This window comes from Nocardia cyriacigeorgica GUH-2, from assembly GCF_000284035.1.
GTDB lineage: Bacteria > Actinomycetota > Actinomycetes > Mycobacteriales > Mycobacteriaceae > Nocardia > Nocardia cyriacigeorgica_B.
Map to the genome: position 1 here is coordinate 3819138 of NC_016887.1, position 20620 is coordinate 3839757.

Below are 20620 nucleotides of genomic sequence, written 5' to 3' on the forward strand. Positions count from 1 at the left end.
CGCCCATATGCGCCACTGATGCCGGGGCCGCTGTGGCACGACGCACCGAGCCTGGAAGCGATTGCACCGAATCACGATTCGCGCGCGCCCCACGGGAAATACTCTCGACAGCGACAGCGAACCGCGGGAGGTACACCGATGACGACGATGTCGATGCTCGGCGAAGTGCGACCGGAACACGATTGCCCCGACGAGCTGGTCCTGCTGCACTACCTGCGCTCGTTCCGGCATCCGGTGCTCGAGGTCTGGGCGGCATGCACCGAGCCCCGCCAGCTCGTGCGCTGGTTCGGCGCGGTCTCCGGCACCGGCACCGACCTCGTCATCGAACCCGCCGACGGCCCCGTCCCCGGCCCCCTCACCGTCCACGTCGCCCACTGCTCGGCCCCCAACGACCTCCACGCCCAGGTAGACGACGGCACCCTCGAACTACACCTGAGCCAGGTCGGCGTAGTCACCAACCTCGAACTCATCCGCCGCCACGTCCACCCCGAGGATGCCGCCACAATCGGCCCCCGCTGGCAATACCTCCTCGACCGCTTCACCGCCTACCTGAACACCCAACCCATGCCCCAGTGGCGCGATTACACCGACCTGGCCGGCGAATACCGCTGAGCGCGGCGGCTCAGGCGAAGACGTCCTCGAGTGTCGAAGCCGTCAGAATCCGCGGCTCCCACACCAACAGCTGACCCGGATCAGCCGCCCGAACAGCCGACACGACACCTGGCGGAAGCTGACCGAACTTCACCCCCAACAATCGGAGCAGCACCTCACGCTGCCCACGCACCTCCCCCTGCGCCATCAGCCGTTCAGCCGTAGTCACGATCGCCTCACGCGAACACATCGTCCAACGTCGACGCCGTCAGAACTCGCAGCGCCCACATCCGCAGCTCGGCAGGACCAGCCGCCCGAACAGCCTCCACGACCCCCACCGGCAGCCGACCGAACTTGAACTCCAGCTGATCGAGCAGCACCGAGCACTGGCCACGCACCTCCCCCTGCGCCATCAGCCGTTCAGCCGTAGTCACGATCGCCTCCTTAGCGCGTGGACCGAGTTGTTCGATCACCTGGTCCAGATCGTTTTCTGGAGTATCTCCGACTATCAGCAGATAGCGGAAGTGCACTTTCAGGTCGGTGGGTGGGTGTTGTTGTGATTCGAGGATCCGCAGGTCATCGACCAGTATCAGCATATCGTGACCGAGGTTGGTATTGCCCGGTGCGATCTTGTGCAGCATCAGCATCACCCGGGTCTCGGGGGTGAGGTCGCGGGCGCGGAGGGCGACCAGGTCGAGGGCGGCGACGTCGTCGAGGAGGAATTCGAAGCGCGGCAGGTAGCGCCGCATGTCCTCGTCGGCCACCGGATCGAGGTCGATCAGGTCGCCCAGGTCGGTGGGTGCGGCCCATGCGCGTGGCTCACCGCTGTGCACCACCAGCGGGATCACCGGCGGCAGCTTCTCGTACTCGGCCGCGCCGCGGGTCTTGCGTCGCTCTTGCCGACGGCGTTCCTGCACTTCCCTGCGGTGCTGATTCCAGATCTGCACCACGTACTCGAGCATGCGCAGCGCCATGAATCGGTCGTTGCTGGATTGGTGCTCGATCAGCAGATAGATGTAGGCGTCGCGACCGTCGAAGCGGGCCCGGTAGAGCAGGTCGCTGTATCGGGACCGCAGTTCGTCCGATACGAAGGTTCCGGGCTGCAACGCCAGTGTGCCCCAATCGATCCGGGCCGTGATCGCCGCCGGTAGCGCGGCCCGCAGCTCGGATTCCGCGTTCTCGGCACGCGCGAGGACTTGACGGAAGTACGCGTCGTGCGGGTTCGACGGCGGAGTGGTCACAGCGCGCGAAGCTACGCGCCACCACTGACAGATAACGAATCGGATACGGCGTTTCGCCGACACGGCACGGCGATGCGCGGATTCGGCTGGGCAGTAGCCTGTTTCGGGTCGCCTAACTACCGCTGGCCGCCCGATCCGCCACACCCAATTCAGTGGCCGCCCACCCGGCGAGCAGCGTCACCGCATCGGCGGCCGGCGTGCCGGGCTGCGGGCTGCGTAACCGCGCACCCACACATCACCCGGCCACCAGCCCGAGCTGCCGGAACAACCCCGCATCATCGAGGCGCCCCCACCGTTCTACGATGCGCTCGCCCTCGATGCGGAAGATCTGGATGCCGGTGAGCACGAGGGTCCGGCCGGTGGGCGCGGCGCCCATGAGTTCGCCGCGGTGGGTGCCGCTGGCGGTGAATCGTTCCACGACCAGGTCGTCTTCGGCGATGAGCTGGTCGATCTCGCTGTGCCAGCCGGGCAGCGCCTCGCGGAACATCGCCGCGGCGAGTCGCAGTCCTTCGCGACCCTCCGGTGCGCCGGGGAACGGCGGATCGTGGTTGACGAAGTCGGGGTGCACCGTACCGGTCGACGGCGCCGAGGTCGCCTTTGGTGAACAGTTCCTGGATGAACGTGTCCACGAGCTGCTTGTTCTGAGTGGTGTTGTTGCTGGTCATGGTCTGATCGTGGAGCGGTTGCGGTGCGGCGGCCATCCCACGTTGTTGGGATCCGATCGGATCGGGCCGATACTGGAGCTGTGCCCAGGGCGGCGAGCACGACCCGTGCCGTGCATGACCTGGTCCGCCATTGCCATGGCGGACTGGATCCACCCGAGCTGCCTCAGCAGTTGCTGCGGTCGGTGCGCCGGCTGCTGCCGGTGGAATCCGCCTTCTTCGCCACCGCCGATCCCGAGACGTTGTTGTTCACCGGCTCGTATGCCGAGCAGCCGCTCGATTCCGTCGCGCCACTGTTCCTCGACAACGAGTTCAGCGGCAAGGACGTCAACCGTTTCGCGGCCCTGGCCCTCTCCCCCACGCACGTCGCCTCGCTGGACGCCGCCACGCATTTCGACCGCGCCGCCAGCGGCCGCTACCGCGACATCATGCGTCCGTTGGGTCTCGGTGACGAACTGCGCGCCGCCCTGGTCGCGGGCTCGCATTGCTGGGGCTATTTGTGTCTGCACCGAGCCGACGATCCGCTCGGCTTCACTCGCGCCGAGACCGAGCTGATCGCGAGCGTCGGCCCGCATCTCGCGCACGCGCTGCGCCGCGCCATACTGCTGACCGGTTCCACGGCCGGCGCCGCCGATGAACCGGGCGTCGTACTGCTCGCCGAAAATCTCAGCCTCGTGGCGGTGACTCCGGAGGCCGAGCACCTGCTGTCGCTGGTCGAGCAGCTCCGACCGAGCTCGCTGCCACTACCCGCGCCGGTCTACGCGGTCGCCATGGCGTTGCGTTCGATCGAGCAGGGCACCGCGCTGCCGCAGACCCTGCCCACCAGCCGCGTCCGTGCCCGCGACGGACGCTGGCTCACCCTCTACGCGTCCCGCCTCTCCGGCCCGCCGGGCGAGCAGAGCATCAGTGTCGTCATCAAGACCGCCGAGCCCGCCGCCACCGTCCCGCTCCTGCTGTCGGCCTACGGCCTGAGCCCGCGCGAGGCGGAGGTGGCCCGGCTGGTGTTGCGCGGCAGCTCGACCCAGCACATCTCCGAGTCGCTGCATATCTCCCGGCACACCGTCCAGGACCATCTCAAAGCTGTCTTCGACAAGGTCGGCGTGCGCAGCCGCCGCGACCTCGTCGGCGTACTCCTCCGACCGCCCGCCCCGGCGCCCGGCGACGGGTCGACCACGTAGACCGGAGACCGACGCCACCGCGACTCCGCCGGTCTCCGCCCCGCGCCAGAACAGTGAGGCCCGGAACTTCGTTCCTGCCAACAGGATTCGCCTGTCAGGCTGAAGGGTTTCCGAACCCTTCGATGCCCAGCTTCTCGCCGATCGCGGCGAGCGCCTCGACGACGGTGCGCCCGCCGAGGGCTTCCCAGCCGGGGAAGTCCGCCCCGCGCGAGGTGTCGGGCCCGGCGACCTGATCGAGGGTCAGGCCGACGTGCTTGTCGAGGTAGTGCAGCAACGTGCCGACGGTGACGGTGTCGCCTCGGTAGTTGGTGAGGGTTTCTTCGAGGAAGGACATGTCAGCTCCATTCGCGTACTTGGTGATTGCCGCCGAGAAGACGTCCCAGGGGAAGTTCGGCCCGACGTCGGTGTGCGAGCCGACGCCGAGCCCTTCGGTGACCGCGTAGTGGTCGGCGACGCCGGGCCGCCCGGCCCCGAGTTCCGCCGGTGAGATGATGCGCGCGGGGAAGCCGTAACTGCGGCTGTCCTGCACCGCGAGGTAGGCGGCGACATCGATGGCGCGGCCCATGTTGTCCAGCCACTGCTGCCGCGACCAGGCCGCGCGGCTGCCGGCGAAGCACAGGTTGATCGAGCGGTTGTTGGCGTCGAGCACCGACCAGGACGCCACATCGGTGGCGATGACGTCGACGACGGTCACCGAGTTGTCGATGGTGTAGTGGTAGGACACTCCGCTGTTCGGATTCTGCAGGTAGTTCGCCAGCGATTCGGCGGTGCCGTTGCCTTCCTGGGTGTGCAGCAGCCACCACAGCACCGGCGCCCCCTCGCGCGAATGCCAGTTGGGGGACACGCCGATCTCGTTGATCTCCCGGAACTCGGGCGCCGGCGCCGAACCGGCCAGCGACCACTGCCCATAATCGGGTTTGAGCACGCTGTTCACATCGACGGTGACCCCGCCGACCTGCCGCGCGTCGATCTCGATCTGATGCATATGCGCGGCCGGATGATCGACGTTGAGCGCCGGATCTCCCGACCAGTTGTGCTGCCAGAACCACCGCGCCACATCGTCTTCCAGCGCCCATTCGATGCAGCGGGCATTGCCGTACATGCCGGTCCATTCGAGCCCGACCACGCTCGCCCAGCCGCGCAGGAACGGTGCGATCAAGTCGTTCCACTGTTGCAAGGTGGGATTCGCGTCCACCGGTGCGTAGATCGGCCGCCGTGGCGGTCCTCCGGCTTCGGTGTGGTAGCGCACGGCGATCTGGGCGTGATGGACGCCGGCGTCGTAGCCGCCGAGCCAATCGGAGGTGTCGCCCTTGCCGTACTGGTAGTTGGAGACGATTTCCAGCCCGTGCGCGCGCAACGCGTCGCAATAGTCGCGCCGCAGCGGCTTCGCGCCGAAGTTGGTGCCCGGCCGGGATTCTGAAAAGTAGCCGATCACTCCGCCGTACCCGGCATCCACGATCGCTTGCGGGTCGATCAGGCTCGCCGAGAAGTCCAGCAGCTGCATAACCGTCTCCTTGCTTCCCGTCGAACCGAACTCTGTTGCCATCAACGCCGAAGCGGACGCCACCGGACCAACCGCAACGGCCGTCGAGTGGCGCCGGGTCGAAATACCCTCTATAACCGCAGCTGAAACCCACTCACGGCGCGCCGCCACGCCTGCGGTACATCAGGATCGCCCCGTCCTGCCGCTGGGGGAACGCCTCGAGATCCGGCTAACACGATGAAGCTGGAGATACGCTGGGCCCGAACAGCTCTCCTGGCGGCAGGTCGCACCTTTCACGATACGAGCTGAAAGCCCATCGCAGTCACGATTTGCCACATCGTGTCCGGAAGGCGCTCTCGGCGTTCCGACCACGAGACCTTCCGGGTTGCGGAGGCAGGGATGTGGGCGGCGGCCGGCAAGTCAGGTCACCGGCCGGGCCGAGGGGTCGGTGTCGACCGCCTCGGCACCATCAAGAGCGCGCCGAGTCAACGGCCACCGCCCAGCTTGCCGCCGCCGCAGTGGGTTTAGGGCTGCCGGGTGAACCGGCCCTCCGCGATCCCGGTCAAGAAGGCGTCCCACCCGTCCGGGCCGAAGACCAAGGCGGGGCCGGTGGGGTTCTTCGAGTCGCGCAGGCCGACCATGCCTGAGCCGAGATGGGCAACCTCGACACACTCCTTGCTTCCTGTGCTGCGGGTGCTCTTGAACCAAACTGCGTCGGACAGGTCAGATTTCACTGTGCAGCTCCTTGAGTACAGTCTCGATGAGGCTTCGAGTATCGCGCTCATCCAACGCTACGCGTGCGATGTCGGAGTACGCGGCACGATAGGTTTCGATCTCGAGCGGCTTGTTCAGGTACAAGTCGCCGGTAAAGCCCTCGATGAACACCACTGGCGGCTCGCTCAGCGACGGGTTCAGGTGCTCCGGGAACTCGATGAACACAAAGTCCTTGTTTATCAGCCCCGCGTGGCTAGGGGTCGCGAACGGCGTTACGCGTATTGACACGTTAGGCAGCTCACCTGCCTCGATCAAGCGATTGAGTTGCCCGATCATGACCTGCGGTCCGCCGACCCGACGACGCAGCACCGACTCGCACAAGAAGGCGCGGAACGTGAAGTTCTCCCGGTCCTGCAGGCGACTCTGCCGCTTCTCGAGCAGTTCGATCTCGCGGTCGAAGTCGATGCGCTGCCGCTGAGTCTTGGCGATCTCCCACACCGCTCGCCGATACTCGGCCGTCTGAAGCAGGCCCGGCACCAGCGTCGATTGCCAGGTGATGGTGCCGCGCGCCGACTGTTCGAGGCTGACGTATACCTCAACCTCCGGAACCATGGCGTCGACGTATGACTGCCACCACCCCTCCTTCCGCGACTCCTCCGCCAACCACAGCAGCTCGCGCCGGTCACTGTCCTCCGACTCGTACAGGTCGCACAGCGCGTTGATCACCATCCGCTTGACCTCGCTGCCACGTCCGGATTCCAGCCGCCACAGCGTCTGCGCGCCCAGCTGAACTTGCTTGGCCGCGAGTGCGCGACTCAATTCGCGTGCCTCACGCAGCTCACGCAGTCGTCGCCCGAGGACCCGTCGCGGCAGGGTCGTTGGGCTCGATTCCGTCTGCACGGATACCGCCTTTCGTTAGCTTCGCTCACCGTCATGTCAGATTGAATGGAACGGTCAGTTAGTTTGTAGAAACCGTTCCGGGTGGATCAATTTCATTGTGCGCCAATCTCATCCGGACACGCCAGATGTACAACATTTCGGTGTTTACTTACTTCGTGTCCGGCGGCGAATAGGACCGCGCACCGCGGCCGATGCCCCTCCGCACGGTGTCGCGTCCCGCCGTCCCACGGTGCGCCGCCGGACACGTTCATTCTCCTGTGATTCGAAAAAAGCGAGAGGTGCCAACAATGTTCGGAGTGCCCGTGACCGATCACCAGCGTCTGCCGTCGATGACCGTCGCCGGGGCGCATCGGGTGATGCAGGTGCATATCGACTGCCTCGTGTCGGTGTGCCCGATCAAGCAGCAGGCCAAGGCGCGCCTGGTGGCCGACCGTCGCATGGTGCCCGCCGACCGTCCGCACATGGGCTTCTGAGCCCGCCGCCCCGGAGGTACGTATGCGCAAGCCACTGCCGCGCCGCATTCCCGGCGAGTCGGGCGTCCCGTCGTCGGAATACCCCCTGAACTGCCCGATCATCACCGATACTCGAGCATTGACCCGCTTCGCCGACGCCCTGCGCAACTGGCAGCCCGACACCGAGAACAGGAGCCGAGCCCAGTGACCGAGCACCCGCCCACCGACCCGGCGACCACCGCCCGCCTCGGCTTCCTCACCCGCCGCGCCCATCGCGCCGGCTACCACCTCATCGCCCATCCCGAGGACGGCGGGTGGGCTCTGCTGGACGCCGCCGATGGTGTCGAGCTGTTCTCGGCCGACTGTCTCGGCGACATCGAAAAATACTTGAGCGAATAATATTTCGCGCGTCCATCGCCAACGGGTCGACTATTCCAGTCGGAATATTCCTCGCGGTATTCACCGCAAACTACACGGCATTCGAAGTCCCGCCGCGCCATCGCGCTGACACCCCTCTGTCATTTCGACAGCGCTAGCGCCGAACCGTGCCCACCGAATCCGCGAATCACCGACTTTCCGCATGCCCGAATCACGTTGCTTCGATCCACGAACGGCCACTTCCGATGATCCCCAGTCATTTTGAGAATTCCATTCTGCACACTCACCCGAATCCCCCATCAGCAGCACGACTCCCCCGCCCCCACGCCATCGGCTACCTCCGCGCCGACCGCACCACCAACCCCGGCTTCACCCACGCCCGCCTGCGCCTGCTGGCCATCGCCCACGGCTACCACCTCACCCACATCCTCACCGTCCCCGGCCAAGACCCCACCACCGACCTCCTCCGCCTACTCCGCACCCTCACCCCCGACACCGAAGCCATCCTCACCCCCGACCCCACCCACCTCACCGACCGCCAAACCCACGTCCTGCGCACCTTCTGCGCACTCCACACCGGCGGCGACCTACACCCCCGCGTCCACATCGCCCGCTGACCCCGCACCGCCCCGCCCGGCCCGACTCGCGCCGGACACCCCGCCCCCGCACGACGGCCACTCTCCCACGCCTGACCTGCCATTTCTCCAGGTGAACACCCACGATCACCCGGTCTCGATTCAGATGGAACCGAGGCCGGGCCTGCTGCGTCTATATTCATGAGCGGGGAAATCCGACGCCGACGCCCAGGGAGAGCTATGCGAACCGACGTCCTACGCGCCACCATGGCCGCAGCAGCCGTAGCGCTGCTCGCCGCTGGATGCGGATCGACCACCGAGGGGGAGCCCACGGCCGCCGGGTCGAACACTGCCTCGACCACCCGGAATCTGGATGAGATCGAGATCTTCAACCCGTGTTCGGAGTTGAGCGATGAGGCGCTCGAATCGGCAGGTTTGGATCCATCGAGCAAAGGCGTGATCACCGACCCTCCGTCAGGACCATCGACCTGGCGGGTCTGCAACTGGACTCCTTCCGACAAGCAGTTTGCCATCGGTGTGTTCTCGACAAGCCACACCCTGGAGGAGTCCCGTAAGAACGACGACCTGACCGACTTCAAGGATGTGACGGTTGGAAGCCGGGAAGGCCTCAGCTTCCGCGATAAGTCCACGCCCGCCGGAGACGGTTGCTATGTCGCCTTCGCAGCGGAGCAGGGGATGTTCGAAATCAGCGCCGACTGGCTGAGGCGCGGCAAGCGCGACGTCGACATCTGCTCGATCGCTCTCGACCACGCCATTGAGCTAGAACCCCACCTCCCGAAGTAGGCCAAGGAACGTCACGCAGTGGTTGTGAAAACGCAGGAGCACCAATGAGCGACGACACCCAAGCTCAAATTCAGCAGTGGACGCAGCTGAAGCAACAGGCCATCGATGGCCAGCTCCGTATGGAAGACGGCATCGGCGAAGCTCTTCGGGCTGCCTGCGCGACATATATCGACAAGCTCGACCGTCTCAAGATCGAGGCGCGAGGCCTGTCCCACCTCTCCGGCTACGGCGGCCTCGATTCCGCCATCGCCATCCGCAACAAGTTCCAGGACAAAGCCATCAACGGCAGCCCCGGTCGCCCCGATGATTCCGCGGTCGCCCGACTGGACAAGCACATCGAGATCGCCCAGCTCATGCACGACACCTACGCCGCCGCGATCGGACGACTCCAGAACACCGACCAGAACGTCGGAACGAACGTGAACACAGCTGGGGAGGGGATTCGCTGATGGTTCTTCCACTGATACCCGTCGCCGTCGTAGCGATCGGCGCCATCGCCGGCGGCGCGCAGGTGAGCCGGAACTACATCGAGGCGGATGAGAACGCCGATACTGCCGAGGGGCTGCGCAACAGCGGCCAGCAGAAGTGGGATCCCGACCGCCAGATCATCAACGGCGAATGGGAGCGGCTGAAAAAGGATTTCGATGGCGAGTGGGCCGACCCGGCCGCGCCGTGCGAAGCGTTCACCACCTGGGACCACAAGAAGATCTGGGACGCGCTCAACGCAACGACGCCCGATCACGGCCCGGTCGCCGAGGGCGAAATCAATGCGGGAGCCGACGGTTGGCGCAGGCTGACCACAGGCACAACCGACGCGATCGACCAGTTCCGCAACGATGTCACCAAGGCGATCGAAGAGAAGTGGGGCGGGAAGACCGCCAACTCCGCCATGACCGGCACGCTCAACTACACGGAATCGGCGAAGAAGCTCCCTCATACCTTCCAGATGGTCGCCAACGGCATCGACCTGATCCAGGGGTACTTGGGCCAGGCAAAGATGTCTGTCGCCCCGCCGATCGAAGTCTCTGGTTTCGATGAGTTCGTCGGCGACCTCCCCCTGACCGGCACTCTCAAGACCAACAAGCATCGCGCGGACGAGGCCGAGCGGCTGGCGCAGGACGTCATGAGCAGCATCTACCAGCCCGGTGCGGTAGCCGTCGACCAGCGCACACCAGTGCTGGCGAAGCCGGAGAGTCCGATCGACGACGGTGAAGTGAAACCGCCAGTCGTCCCGCCGTCCTATCCCCCGGAGGTGAAACCGCCGGGCGGAAAGGAAGGCGAAGAACCTGGCATCGTAGAACCCGTCGAGCCGAAGCCCGAAGACAACGACGACACCGACGATCAGGGAACCGACAACGGCACCGAGCCCGAGTCGACCACCCCGAGCTCCACCACCCCGTCCACCACGGCGGCGTCCGCGCTCGACTCGGCGACCCCGAAGAACCTCGAAGACCCGCTCGCCCGTTCCGGCCAGCCGGGTTCGACCACATCCGGCATCCCCGGCGGCGGTTTCCCGGGCGGAACCGGCGGCACCGGCGGTTCGCGCGGCGGCACCGGGACCGGCGGAACACCGGGTGCCGGCCGCAGTCTTCCGGGCGGCGGCGTCGGCCAGTCGGGTGGCGCGGGCGGCACGAACGCGGCGGCCGCACGTGCCGCGGGTATGGGCCGAGCCGGTATGCCGATGGGCATGATGCCGCCCGGTGGCGCGCGCGGTAAGGGCGACGACGAGGACGAGCACAAGACCCCCGACTATCTGGTGCAGGATCGCACCACCGAACTGCTCGGCGAACAGCCGCGCGTGCTACCACCGGGTGGTGTCATCGGCGCATGAGTGAAAACCGTTGGCAGCTCGATGGTCTCGCGTTCACCATCGCGCTGGAGGCGCTCGGCCGCGACCGCCTGCCGTATCCGTTGAGCTTCCGGCCCGAATTCGTCGAGCATCTCGATGATTACGAACGCATGCGCATGCAGGCCGCGCAGAAGGTGCAGCAGGTGTTCGACGAACGTCTCTACAACGCGCTCGCCATCCTGCTGGAACCGCAGGTGCGCGTGGAGATCGAGGGATTCTACGGCCCGCAGCAGTCGCAGGTCGTGCGGGTGCACGCCGGGGTGGTCGACCAGGTCGCCACCATCGCCACCCAGCAGCCCGGCCCCACCCGCGAACACGGCCGCGACATCATCATCACCCAGTGCCGCTCCCAGTCGATGGCCGCGGAAATCGTCGGTCGGCTCCCCCGCTACCAGGGCGGTTCCCACCGCCCGTTCCGGGCCCGCCGCTCCGACCTGAATCAGCCGGTCTACTCCCATCATCCGACGCGCCTGTCCCCCGCCGAAGAGATGAACCGCTTCTTCCGCCGCCCCCGCATCGGCACCGGCGAGATCACCGTCTACCCCGACTACACCCTCGACGCCCGCCCCACCGACGACGGCCGCGCCTTCATCTGGCTCGACTACCCCGACGACGGCCGCTACCTGCTCCACCACCACAACCACGACGACCTCACCGTCACCCCCGGCCCACCCGACGAACTGATCCGCCAACTCCAAGACCGCCTCCGAGCCACCGCCGCCACCCGCAACCAACCCCAACGAGTCCCCGCCGACCCCGCCGAAGACGACGACCTCTACTACCAACAACGCAACGAACGAGGCTGGCTCGTCTAGTCCCCCCATCGCAGCCCACGAGGGAGACATGAGACGGCCGACACGCCGTAACGGCCTGCGTCATGTCTCCCTCGTCGCGGCGACTGTGGCGGGACCGGCGGAGTTGGGACATCGATCCCGCCGAAATGGTCAGGGAGAACACGCAATACCGGTGCCGGCTGGAAGGCTCGCGAGCGTCTCAGTACCCGCCCCCGCGCACTCATCCCGCGGATCGGCCCGATGAGCGATCGGCAGACCGCCCGACCCGCGCCCGGTCAGGCGGCGGTGCCGTTATATCCCAGTCACGCCGCCGAGTTCCGGTACGCCAGCCCACGAGTGGTACATGAGGCAGGCGACACGCCGTAATCGCCTGCCTCATGTACCACTCATCGCGGAGCTTGGACTGCGGGGCCGGTGGAGGTCGGTGGCGGCCGGTAGGATCTGCCGGAGCGCGGGCGCTGGCCGCTACGCGTTCTTGATCTGTTCGAGGGGGAAGTCCATGTCCGTTGCTCAGCCGGTGCAGGTGGAGCCGGAGTAATTGCGTACTCACGCGATGAAGGCGAGGGTCTGCGTGGTCCGGTGGGGCAGGGGTTGGAGGCGGCGACGCAGGTCAGTTCGGCGGTCGATACGCATTCCCAGGCGGTCTCGGCGGCTATCGCGACTAGAGCCCGCAGTATCGCTCGCCGACGACATGGTCCTCAGATACGGGCCCATCCTTCATCGACTACTGCACCGAGTGTGGGACCCGGCGGAATGCGGGCGTAGTCGAGATAGTTCAGCCGTAGAGCGGTGTCACGAGTTGTGCTCCGGGCGACCGCCCCGCGCGCTGAGTCTGCGGATCGGGCCGATCAGCGACCGGTAGATGGGCCGAACGATACGTCCCGGCAGATGCCGGTGGCGTTCTTCCTCCCAGACCCGCGCCCGCGGGTGGGACGCGAGGGGTGACCAGCGGTCGGTGACCGGTGGCGCGGATGTGTGTAATGCGATGTGGCACAGGTGTTTTATGTTGATGAAACCGTACTGGTTGGGGCTGACGAGGCGCACGGGCGCGCCGTGGTCGCTGTTGAGGGGTTGGCCGTCGAGGTGGTCGGCGATGAGGACGTCGTCGGCCAGGACGTCGTCGAGTACGACGATCGACTCGAAATCGTCCAGACCGCGGAAGACCGCGTGGGTGATCGTCGTGCCCGGCTCGAGCAGGGGCTCGATGCGGGTGCGGTACAGGGCCTGGAACGGCACCCCTTCCCAGCGCAGGCCGGTGGCAGACCAGCCGGCGACGCAATGGAAATCCGACAGCTGCTCGCGGCGAGGCATCGACGCGAGCTCCGCCACGGGGATCGTGGTGGTCTCGGTGAGGGGCCCGGCGATCTCGATGGTGGGGTCGGCGGGGACCGGGGGCGGCGGATGGTGCAGGTGAGTGCCGAAGCGCGGGAAACCGTCGACAGCGCGCTGGCCGGGCGGGAGTGCCATACCGATCCTCCATCTATACGGCGGCGTATACATGGAAGCGTAGCGCGCAGCCGACCAGGCGTCGAGGGTTGTGCTGCACGTTACCGACGCTCCCGCGCCACACCGGCAGGCCGCCGAGAGCAGCCGAACTCCCGGCCAGGAAAGGCGCCAGTGGGGCGCGAATACCGGCTCAGCGGCGCGAGCGTCGCTGCACGACGTGTGCGAGCACCGTCGACACCAGATTGCCGATCATGGCCGGAGTCGGTGGGCTGCTGTCGCGGTCGGCGAACAGCAGGTGTGCGCCGCCGACGAGGGACAGGGTGAGGGAGTCGATGTCGGCGTCTTCGGCGATTCGGCCCAGGTCTCGCTCGTCGGACAGGTAGGCCGACACCATGGCGGTGACGTCGCCGAGGATGGCCATGCCGCCGCCTGGGCGAGCGTCGCGCAGGCGGGTGCGCAGCTCGTCTCGGGCGGTGATGAGCGGGATGATGGCGACCGGGATCGGCCCGAACAAGGCAGGTAATGCGGTCGACAGATTGTCGACGACCGCGCCGTGGCCGACGGATTCGCGCAGCGCGCTCGCCTCCGCCTCCAGTTGCCCTGCCCGATCGAGCACCAGCTCGGTCAGGAAGGCATCGAAGTCGGGGAAGTGCCGGTGCAGAACACCTTTCGCGCAGCCGGCCTCATCGGTGACGGCGCGACTGGTCAGTCCGCTCGGCCCGGAACGCAGCAGCACCCGCTCGGCGGCATCGAACAGCTGCTGCCGGGCGTCGCGCAGGTGCACACCAGTCGGCACTCGACACTCCTCTCATGCGACCATTCATTGCCAGGTGGGCAATCGCCCACTAGTGTGGGCACATGCCCACTTTACCTCGTGAACAACCGGAACCAGCACCGGCCCAGCCACATCGGGCGCGGGCGATGGCGGAGTCGTTCGGCACCGACGCGCAGCGGTATGACCAGGCCAGACCCGCGTATCCGGCGGCACTCGTAGCGCGGATCGTTGCGCAGAGCCCCGGCCTCGATGTGCTCGACGTCGGCTGCGGCACGGGAATCGCGGCGCGCCAGTTCCAAGAGGCCGGCTGCACGGTGCTCGGCATCGAACCCGATCCCAGGATGGCCGACTTCGCACGCACCCGCGGCCTGCCGGTCGAGGTCGCGACCTTCGAAACCTGGGACCCGGACGGGCGCAGCTTCGATGCGATCACCGCGGCGCAATCCTGGCATTGGGTTGACCCGGACGCAGCCGTCGCCAAGGCGGCGTCAGTGCTGCGGCCGAACGGGCTGCTGTCCATCTTCGGCCACGTCTTCGAACCGCCGATCGAGGTGGCCGAACCGTTCGCCGCCGCCTACCGCCGGGTCGCGCCGGACTCGCCTTTCGCCGGTCTGCCGGCGCGACGCCCGCTGGAGGTGTACGAGGCGACCTACGCGAAGATCGCCGGGCAGCTCCAGGACAGCGGCCGGTTCCACGCCGCCGAACAGTGGCGATACGACTGGGAACGGCCCTACACCCGCGACGAATGGCTGGACCTGCTACCCACGACCGGCGGTCTGACCCGACTGACTCCCGAGCAACTGGCCGAGATCCTCGACGCGGTCGGCGCTGCCATCGACGCGCTGGGGGGTGGGTTCACCATGCACTACACCACCTTGGCCGTGGCCGCCGCGCGTAACGCCGACTCCTGATTCACGGAGTACGGAGGCTCACCGCTTATCTTCGGCGAGTCCACCGGCGACACCGAGTTCGTCCAGACTGTTCAGCAGGAACGCGTTGACCGCTTCGGAACGCTCCAACTGGACGAGATGACCTGCGCCGCCGACTTTTTCGACCGCACGGAGGTCGGGAACGAACGCACGCATGGTGTCGAGCGGATCACGCCCGCTGAAACCTTCCATATCAGGGTCGTTCTCGCCGTAGACGAAATACACCGGGACGGTGACCGATGCGCCGGCGTAGTCGGCGGTCAGCTCCCAGTTGCGGTCGATGGCGCGGTACCAGCTGAGGCCGCCGGTGAAACCGGTGCGCTCGAATTCCGTGGCGAGAGTGTCGAACTCGTCGTTCGATAGCCAACTCCACGGCAGTGCGGGCGCCTCGGGCAGCGCCTCGAGGTAGCTGATGCCCGGCGGGTTCTGCCAGGTGTCGAGATAGTGGTAGTCGCCGCTGAGGGCGTAGTAGACGCGGGCCAGGAACTCGCGTGACTGCGCGGCGAGGGCGGCGTCGGCGATGCCGGGCTCCCGGAAATACTCGAGGTGCAGGAAGTGCTTCTGCGCCATTTTCGACCAGTAGCTCGACGGCACCCGCGGGGCGCGTGGGGTGAACGGGTTGTTCAGCACCACCAGGCCGCGCACGCGTTCGGGTGCGCGCAATGCCAGCTCCCACAGCAGGGCGGCACCGAAGTCCAGGCCCACGAAGACGGCCTGTTCGGCGCCGATGTCGTCGAGCAGGGCAAGCAAGTCGCCGATGGCGGCCGCATTGGTGTAGGCGTCGGCCCCGTCGGGGATGTCGCTGCGGCCGTATCCGCGCATGTCAGGAGCGATCGCGTGGAAACCCGCACGCGCCACGGCGTCCATCTGGCGGTGCCAGACGAACCAGGTGTGCGGGAAGCCGTGGCAGAACACCACCGGATAACCCGCACCCTGTTCCGCGACATGCAATCGCACGCCATTGCCCGTCACGAACCGATGAGCCACATCCACGACAACCTCCCGAACACTAGAACGCGTTTCAGTTTCACGGTAATGTCCCGGGACCGTGAGCGGAATACCTGCACAACTAGCCGGCCGGGTCGCGGTAGTCACCGGAGCCAGCCGCGGCATCGGTAAAGGCATCGCCCTCGAACTGGGCGCGGCCGGGGCGACGGTCTACGTCACGGGGCGCTCGACCGCACCGGGCCGGCTGCCCGGCACGGTCAACGAGACCGCCACCGAGATCGACGCCCTGGGCGGCACCGGTATCCCCTACATCTGCGACCACCGCGACGACGACGCGGTGGCACGCCTGTTCGAGATGGTGCGCGGCGAGCAGGGCCGCCTCGACATCTTGGTGAACAACGTCTACAACTCCCCCGCCGCCGCCCGCTGGCTGGGCAAACCGTTCTGGGAGGTGCCGCCGACGGCGTGGGATGAGACCTTCGACGTCGGCGTGCGCTCGCATTACGCGGCCAGCGTTTTCGCCGCGCCGCTGCTGCGCGCGTCGAGCGGGTTGATCGTCAATATCTCTTCGCCGGGCGCCGAACGGCATATGCACAATGCGGTGTACGGCGTCGCCAAGACCGCCCTGGACCGGCTCACCGCCGATATGGCCCACGAACTGGCCGCGGACGGCGTCACGGTCGTATCCTTGTGGCCGGGCATCGTGAATACCGAACTGTTGCAGATGATTCCGCCCGACGCCGAGGGCAAACGGCTGGTCACGCTGCCCGGCGAGGGCAGTTTCGATCTGGATGCCGCCGAAACCCCGCGCTTCCCGGGCCGCGCGGTCACCGCCCTGGCCGCGGACCCCGATCGGCAGCGTCGTTCGGGCGGCGCGTTCCGCGTGGCCGACCTGGCCGAGGAGTACGGGTTCACCGACGTCGACGGACGCATCCCGCGCGCGGACTGAACAGCAAACCCTCAGGCGACCTCGAGAAACCGCCGCACCGCCCGCGACGGTTCCGCCCGCCACGCCAGACGCACCCGTGACGGCGGCGCATCCGGCAGATCGCGATACACCACCCCCGGATGCGGCGCGCGCACCCGGGCGAGTTCGGGCACGACCCCGATCCCTCGATCGGCAGCAACGAGCTCGATCCACTCGTCGAAATTGGTGCAGGTGATGACCGGGCGGCCGGGGTCGGGTGGGTCCCAGGACTCGGCGGTGGTGGTCCCGGAGATGGTGTTGACCACCAGCGGTTCCTGGGCCAGGTCGGCCCAGCGCAGACCGGTGGCAGTGGCCAGTGGCGAGGCGGCCGCGACGGCGAGCACTCGGCGTTCGGTGGCGATCGGACGTGAGCGCAGGTGCCGGGGCAGGCCGTTGTCGGTGCGGTAGAGGGCGATATCGATGGTGCGGTCGGTGAGCGCGGTGAGTGGGTCGTCGATGCGGCGCAGGGCGATGCGTCCGCCGAGCTGCTCGAAGCGGGTGCGGGTTTCGGCGAACCATTCGTCGGGCAGCAACCAGGAGAAACCGAGTTCGACGGCGGCGCAGCTGCCCAGGTCGGCGCAGACCGCGTCGACGTCGGCGAGGATGCCCCGGCCGCGGTCCAGCAGTTCACGGCTCTCGTCGGTGAGGGCGAAGTGCCGCGAGCTGCGTTCGATCAGCCGGCATTCGAGCATCCGCTCGAGTTGCTGGATGGTCCGGGTCAGGGCGGGCTGGCTCAGATGCAGGCGGGCGGCGGCGCGGGTGTAGTTGGCTTCCTCGCACAGCGCGACGAAGGCCCGCAGGTGACGCAGCTCGACATCCATGCGTCCAGCGTATACATCGTGCACAGGAAGCATTTCACAGCGCTACGCGCGGGACCTAGCGTCGGATTCCGTGACCGCTACACCTGTGACCGCCCCGCGCGCTCATGCGCCCGAACGCCCGCTGGTGCACGCCTTGGCCGCCTGTGCCGGTTTGGCGGCCGCGATGGGCGTGGGCCGTTTCGCTTACACCCCGCTGCTGCCGGTGCTGATCGACGCGCACCGCCTCGACGCGCATTCCGGTGCGATCGTCGCGGCCGCCAACTACGCGGGGTATCTGCTCGGCGCGGTGGCGCTCGCCCGGGTGCCGAAGCTCAACGGGCCCGCTGTCTTTCGCCTTTCCGCCATAGCCTTGGTGCTGAGCGAAGCGCTGATGGCGCTGCCGATTTCCAGCTCGGTGGCCGCAGGGTCGCGGCTGGTGGCGGGTGTGGCGAGCGCGGTGATCTTCGTTGGATGCGCGCGTGCCATGGCGGCGGTGGGCGGCAGGTATGGTGCGGGGATCGCCTTCGCCGGAGTCGGCCTCGGGATCGCGCTGACCGGAGCACTGGTGCTGGCGGCGGGTTCGGTGGTGTCGTGGCTGGGCATGTGGGTCGGTGCCGCGGTTCTGACCGCGGTGTTGGTGGCGCCGGCGTTGCGGTTGCCGATTCCGGAGACGGTGGCTTCGAGCGGGCGAGCGCATCGGTCCGGTGGACCGTGGCGGCTGCTGCTGGCCGCGTACTTCCTGGAGGGACTGGGCTACATCATCATCGGGACGTTCCTGGTGGCGGCGGTCGGCGGGTCCGGTGATGCGGCGCTCGCCCCGGCGAGCTGGGTGGTCGTCGGGGTGGCGGCCGCGCCGGCAACGGTGGTGTGGGGTGCGCTGGCGCGGCGCTGGTCGGCGGCCGCGGTGCTGCCGGTGGCATTGTTCGCGCAGATGCTGTCGGCGGTGTTGCTCGCGGTCTCGGCCGGGACCTGGCAGGTCGTGGTGGCGGCGGCATTGTTCGGCGCGACGTTCATGGGGATCACGCTGCTGGCGATGGAGGTGGGCGGCCGGTTGCGTGGTGCGTCGGCGGCCGCCTCATTGACGGCGGTGTATGGCGCCGGCCAGTTACTGGGTCCGCTGGTGGTGGCGCCGCTGCTGGGCAGCGGGTACGGGGCGGCGTTCGCGGTCGCGGCGGTGGTGCTCGCGACAGGTGTGGTGTGCGCGATGGGTGTCACGCGGGCGATCGCGACGCCATGAGCCCGATCAGGCGAACTTGATCTCCAGGCCGATGCCGAGGATGGCGATCAACCAGATGAGGCCGGTGAAGATGGTGACGCGGTCGAGGTTCTTCTCCACGACGGTCGAGCCGGACAGGCTGGACTGCACACCGCCGCCGAACAGGCTGGACAGACCTCCACCCTTGGCGCGGTGCAGTAGCACCAGCAGCACCAGCAGCACGCTGGTGATGATCAGGAGGATATCCAGGAACATCCGCATGGCCGACAGTCTATGTGCTCGGCCGTCGGGCGCCGAATCAGCCCGGTTGCGCCGGCTATCGCGGCGTCACCGCGACCAGGTGGGTGACGGTGCCCGGATCGTCGGCGGAGTATCGCGCCACCGCGCTCTCACGCAGCTGGTCCTGCGCCGTGAGCCGCACCTGATGCTGCTGCATATGCTCCGACCAGGAGCGCACCACGAACGCCTCGACATACCGGTCCACCACGCCCACGTCGCGGTAGAGCCGCCATTCCATGGCGCCGGTGCGCTGACGGGACCGGCCGACGTACACCATCGCGGCCAGGAACTCCGGCACGTCTTCGGGCGGCACGTCGTAGCGGCGCAGCACCATCACCGGGCCGTCGGCCGGATCGGGTTCCTCCACCAGCTGTGGCTCGGGCCAGAACGCCGACGGGGTGAGGTCGAGGGCGTCGGCGTCGTGGCGGATGGGCCACCACAGTGTGCTCACCGCGCAGCAGCCGAGCAGTACCGCCGCCGTCAGCAGGGCCGTGACCACGCTGGACGCGCCGGCGACCAGACCCCACACCAGCGAACCGATGGCCTGCCCGCCCATGAACACCAGCATGTACACCGACAGCCCGCGCGCCCGCACCCAGCCCGGAAGCAGCAGCTGCATGGTGGCGTTCATCGTCGACAGCGCCAGCAACCAGGCGAACCCGGCGCACACCAGAAGCAGCAGCACCGGAACCAGCGTGGACAGCAGGGCGGTGCCGACCGTCGCCGCCCCGAACAGCACGGCCGCGATCGCCAACTGCCTGGTCGGGGTGAGCGCCGCCCGCACCCGCGCCAACGCCAACGCACCGAGGACGGCGCCGACGCCGAGGGCGCCGAGCATCAGGCCGTACCCGGACGAACCGAGACCCAAGCCGTCGGCCGCGACCACCGGCAGCAATGCCCACAGCGCACTCGCGGGCGCGATGAACAGGATCGAACGCAACAGCACCCGCCGGATCGCCGGCGCCGCCCGGATGAACCGGGTCCCGGCCTGCAAGGCGGCCAGTGGCCGTTCGCTGGGCAGCGAGCGTTCCTTGGATGGCCGCCGCCAGGCGATCAGCGCGGCGACGATGGCGCCGAACGACAGCGCGTTGAGAGTGAACACCAGCGTCGGCCCCGACAGCGACACCAGCACACCCGCGATCGCGGGCCCGACCGCGCGCCCGATATTCATGCTCATGCTGCCGAGCGCGGCGGCCGAGGGAATCTGCTCGCGCGGCACCAGCTCCGGCTGGATCGCCTGCCAGGCCGGGCCGGTGAGCGCCTGCCCGCAACCGAGCAGGAACAGCAGCGTCAGCAGGACCGGCGGCGTGGTGTGGCCGGTCGCGGTCGACACCGCGAGGGTGGCGGCGAGCACGGCCATCGTGGTCTGCGCGCCGAGCAGCAGCCTGCGCCGATCCACCAGATCCGCGATGACGCCCGACGGGATCGACAACAGCATCACCGGCAGCGTGGTCGCCGTCTGCACGAACGCCACCAGCGCCGCCGCATTCGGCTGATCGACCAGGATCCACTGCGCACCGACCGTCTGCATCCAGGTGCCCAGATTCGACACCAGCTGCGCGATCCACAGCGCCCGATACACCCGAATCCGCAGCGGCGCCCAGGTGGAGGGCGGTGTCGTTACCGGGGTGGTCACTCC

25 protein-coding genes are annotated in these 20620 nt (G+C 67.6%); 13 read left to right on the forward strand and 12 right to left on the reverse strand.

The genetic code is table 11. The features are described from left to right. Nucleotides 1-138: 138 nt before the first annotated feature. Nucleotides 139-612 (forward strand): hypothetical protein, encoded by a 474-nt coding sequence (locus tag NOCYR_RS17175; RefSeq protein ID WP_014351669.1) that lies wholly within the window; start codon nucleotides 139-141, stop codon nucleotides 610-612. Between the two features lie 10 nt (nucleotides 613-622). On the opposite strand, the gene NOCYR_RS17180 is transcribed toward NOCYR_RS17175, so the two are convergent. The 3 genes from NOCYR_RS17180 to NOCYR_RS17190 form a co-directional block, all read right to left on the reverse strand. Then, a complete protein-coding gene (locus NOCYR_RS17180) occupies nucleotides 623-820 on the reverse strand; it encodes a hypothetical protein (protein ID WP_048833468.1) in 198 nt (65 codons plus the stop codon). Between the two features lie 7 nt (nucleotides 821-827). Beyond that, on the reverse strand, nucleotides 828-1832 hold the full coding sequence (locus tag NOCYR_RS17185) for an Rpn family recombination-promoting nuclease/putative transposase (protein WP_014351670.1): 1005 nt from the start codon (nucleotides 1830-1832) through the stop codon (nucleotides 828-830). Between the two features lie 235 nt (nucleotides 1833-2067). Then, nucleotides 2068-2400, reverse strand: coding sequence for an ester cyclase (locus tag NOCYR_RS17190; protein WP_014351671.1), 333 nt, complete (start codon nucleotides 2398-2400; stop codon nucleotides 2068-2070). A gap of 177 nt (nucleotides 2401-2577) precedes the next feature. Between NOCYR_RS17190 and NOCYR_RS17195 the strand changes: the two genes are divergently transcribed. Further along, nucleotides 2578-3672, forward strand: a complete 1095-nt coding sequence (locus tag NOCYR_RS17195) for a LuxR C-terminal-related transcriptional regulator (protein ID WP_231855945.1) — start codon at nucleotides 2578-2580, stop codon at nucleotides 3670-3672. 94 nt (nucleotides 3673-3766) lie between these two features. On the opposite strand, the gene NOCYR_RS28485 is transcribed toward NOCYR_RS17195, so the two are convergent. The 3 genes from NOCYR_RS28485 to NOCYR_RS17215 all read right to left on the reverse strand — a co-directional run bounded on the left by NOCYR_RS28485 (nucleotide 3767) and on the right by NOCYR_RS17215 (nucleotide 6769). Beyond that, a complete protein-coding gene (locus NOCYR_RS28485) occupies nucleotides 3767-5176 on the reverse strand; it encodes a glycoside hydrolase domain-containing protein (protein WP_014351673.1) in 1410 nt (469 codons plus the stop codon). 503 nt (nucleotides 5177-5679) lie between these two features. Then, nucleotides 5680-5889, reverse strand: a complete 210-nt coding sequence (locus tag NOCYR_RS17210; protein ID WP_148280673.1) for a DUF397 domain-containing protein — start codon at nucleotides 5887-5889, stop codon at nucleotides 5680-5682. Next, nucleotides 5879-6769, reverse strand: a complete 891-nt coding sequence (locus tag NOCYR_RS17215; RefSeq protein ID WP_014351675.1) for a helix-turn-helix domain-containing protein — start codon at nucleotides 6767-6769, stop codon at nucleotides 5879-5881. Before NOCYR_RS17215 ends, NOCYR_RS17210 begins: the two co-directional genes overlap by 11 nt. Nucleotides 6770-7071: 302 nt before the next feature. On the opposite strand from NOCYR_RS17215, the gene NOCYR_RS17220 reads away from it, so the two are divergent. From NOCYR_RS17220 to NOCYR_RS17250, 8 genes are all read left to right on the forward strand, one after another. After that, nucleotides 7072-7242 carry a hypothetical protein gene (locus NOCYR_RS17220; RefSeq protein ID WP_231855946.1) on the forward strand — a complete coding sequence of 57 codons (171 nt, stop codon included), beginning with the start codon at nucleotides 7072-7074 and terminating at the stop codon, nucleotides 7240-7242. Between the two features lie 22 nt (nucleotides 7243-7264). After that, the gene (locus NOCYR_RS29755) at nucleotides 7265-7429 is read left to right on the forward strand and encodes a hypothetical protein (protein WP_014351677.1); all 165 of its coding nucleotides are present in this window, start codon (nucleotides 7265-7267) and stop codon (nucleotides 7427-7429) included. Continuing rightward, a complete protein-coding gene (locus NOCYR_RS17225) occupies nucleotides 7426-7620 on the forward strand; it encodes a hypothetical protein (protein WP_014351678.1) in 195 nt (64 codons plus the stop codon). The genes NOCYR_RS29755 and NOCYR_RS17225 overlap by 4 nt, the downstream gene beginning before the upstream one ends. Before the next feature lie 224 nt (nucleotides 7621-7844). Beyond that, the gene (locus NOCYR_RS30815) at nucleotides 7845-8216 is read left to right on the forward strand and encodes a hypothetical protein (RefSeq protein WP_014351679.1); all 372 of its coding nucleotides are present in this window, start codon (nucleotides 7845-7847) and stop codon (nucleotides 8214-8216) included. Between the two features lie 198 nt (nucleotides 8217-8414). Beyond that, complete coding sequence (locus tag NOCYR_RS17235; protein ID WP_014351680.1) at nucleotides 8415-8978, forward strand: DUF3558 domain-containing protein; 564 nt, start codon at nucleotides 8415-8417, stop codon at nucleotides 8976-8978. A 44-nt stretch (nucleotides 8979-9022) separates the two neighbouring features. Beyond that, the gene (locus tag NOCYR_RS17240; protein WP_014351681.1) at nucleotides 9023-9427 is read left to right on the forward strand and encodes a hypothetical protein; all 405 of its coding nucleotides are present in this window, start codon (nucleotides 9023-9025) and stop codon (nucleotides 9425-9427) included. After that, nucleotides 9427-10809: a hypothetical protein gene (locus tag NOCYR_RS28860; protein WP_014351682.1), complete on the forward strand. Its 1383-nt coding sequence runs from the start codon at nucleotides 9427-9429 to the stop codon at nucleotides 10807-10809. Before NOCYR_RS17240 ends, NOCYR_RS28860 begins: the two co-directional genes overlap by 1 nt. After that, complete coding sequence (locus tag NOCYR_RS17250; RefSeq protein ID WP_014351683.1) at nucleotides 10806-11642, forward strand: ESX secretion-associated protein EspG; 837 nt, start codon at nucleotides 10806-10808, stop codon at nucleotides 11640-11642. The genes NOCYR_RS28860 and NOCYR_RS17250 overlap by 4 nt, the downstream gene beginning before the upstream one ends. A 771-nt stretch (nucleotides 11643-12413) precedes the next feature. Here the strand turns inward: NOCYR_RS17250 and NOCYR_RS17255 are convergent. Together NOCYR_RS17255 and NOCYR_RS17260 are read right to left on the reverse strand one after the other, a co-directional pair. Beyond that, the gene (locus NOCYR_RS17255) at nucleotides 12414-13121 is read right to left on the reverse strand and encodes a molybdopterin-dependent oxidoreductase (RefSeq protein WP_231855947.1); all 708 of its coding nucleotides are present in this window, start codon (nucleotides 13119-13121) and stop codon (nucleotides 12414-12416) included. A gap of 136 nt (nucleotides 13122-13257) precedes the next feature. After that, nucleotides 13258-13863 carry a TetR/AcrR family transcriptional regulator gene (locus tag NOCYR_RS17260; protein ID WP_014351685.1) on the reverse strand — a complete coding sequence of 202 codons (606 nt, stop codon included), beginning with the start codon at nucleotides 13861-13863 and terminating at the stop codon, nucleotides 13258-13260. 62 nt (nucleotides 13864-13925) lie between these two features. Between NOCYR_RS17260 and NOCYR_RS17265 the strand changes: the two genes are divergently transcribed. Then, complete coding sequence (locus NOCYR_RS17265) at nucleotides 13926-14753, forward strand: class I SAM-dependent methyltransferase (protein ID WP_048833471.1); 828 nt, start codon at nucleotides 13926-13928, stop codon at nucleotides 14751-14753. Nucleotides 14754-14771: 18 nt separating this feature from the next. Here NOCYR_RS17265 and NOCYR_RS17270 read toward each other — a convergent pair whose 3' ends face one another. Then, entirely contained in the window at nucleotides 14772-15764 is a 993-nt protein-coding gene (locus NOCYR_RS17270) for an alpha/beta fold hydrolase (protein ID WP_048833472.1), read from the reverse strand. Between the two features lie 55 nt (nucleotides 15765-15819). Between NOCYR_RS17270 and NOCYR_RS17275 the strand changes: the two genes are divergently transcribed. Then, the gene (locus tag NOCYR_RS17275; RefSeq protein ID WP_014351688.1) at nucleotides 15820-16668 is read left to right on the forward strand and encodes an SDR family NAD(P)-dependent oxidoreductase; all 849 of its coding nucleotides are present in this window, start codon (nucleotides 15820-15822) and stop codon (nucleotides 16666-16668) included. 11 nt (nucleotides 16669-16679) lie between these two features. On the opposite strand, the gene NOCYR_RS17280 is transcribed toward NOCYR_RS17275, so the two are convergent. After that, the gene (locus tag NOCYR_RS17280; protein WP_014351689.1) at nucleotides 16680-17507 is read right to left on the reverse strand and encodes a LysR family transcriptional regulator; all 828 of its coding nucleotides are present in this window, start codon (nucleotides 17505-17507) and stop codon (nucleotides 16680-16682) included. 70 nt (nucleotides 17508-17577) lie between these two features. On the opposite strand from NOCYR_RS17280, the gene NOCYR_RS17285 reads away from it, so the two are divergent. Continuing rightward, the gene (locus NOCYR_RS17285; RefSeq protein ID WP_231855948.1) at nucleotides 17578-18723 is read left to right on the forward strand and encodes a YbfB/YjiJ family MFS transporter; all 1146 of its coding nucleotides are present in this window, start codon (nucleotides 17578-17580) and stop codon (nucleotides 18721-18723) included. 6 nt (nucleotides 18724-18729) lie between these two features. On the opposite strand, the gene secG is transcribed toward NOCYR_RS17285, so the two are convergent. Together secG and NOCYR_RS17295 are read right to left on the reverse strand one after the other, a co-directional pair. Continuing rightward, a complete protein-coding gene (secG, locus tag NOCYR_RS17290; RefSeq protein WP_014351691.1) occupies nucleotides 18730-18963 on the reverse strand; it encodes a preprotein translocase subunit SecG in 234 nt (77 codons plus the stop codon). Between the two features lie 55 nt (nucleotides 18964-19018). Next, nucleotides 19019-20617: an MFS transporter gene (locus NOCYR_RS17295; RefSeq protein ID WP_014351692.1), complete on the reverse strand. Its 1599-nt coding sequence runs from the start codon at nucleotides 20615-20617 to the stop codon at nucleotides 19019-19021. Nucleotides 20618-20620: the final 3 nt, after the last annotated feature.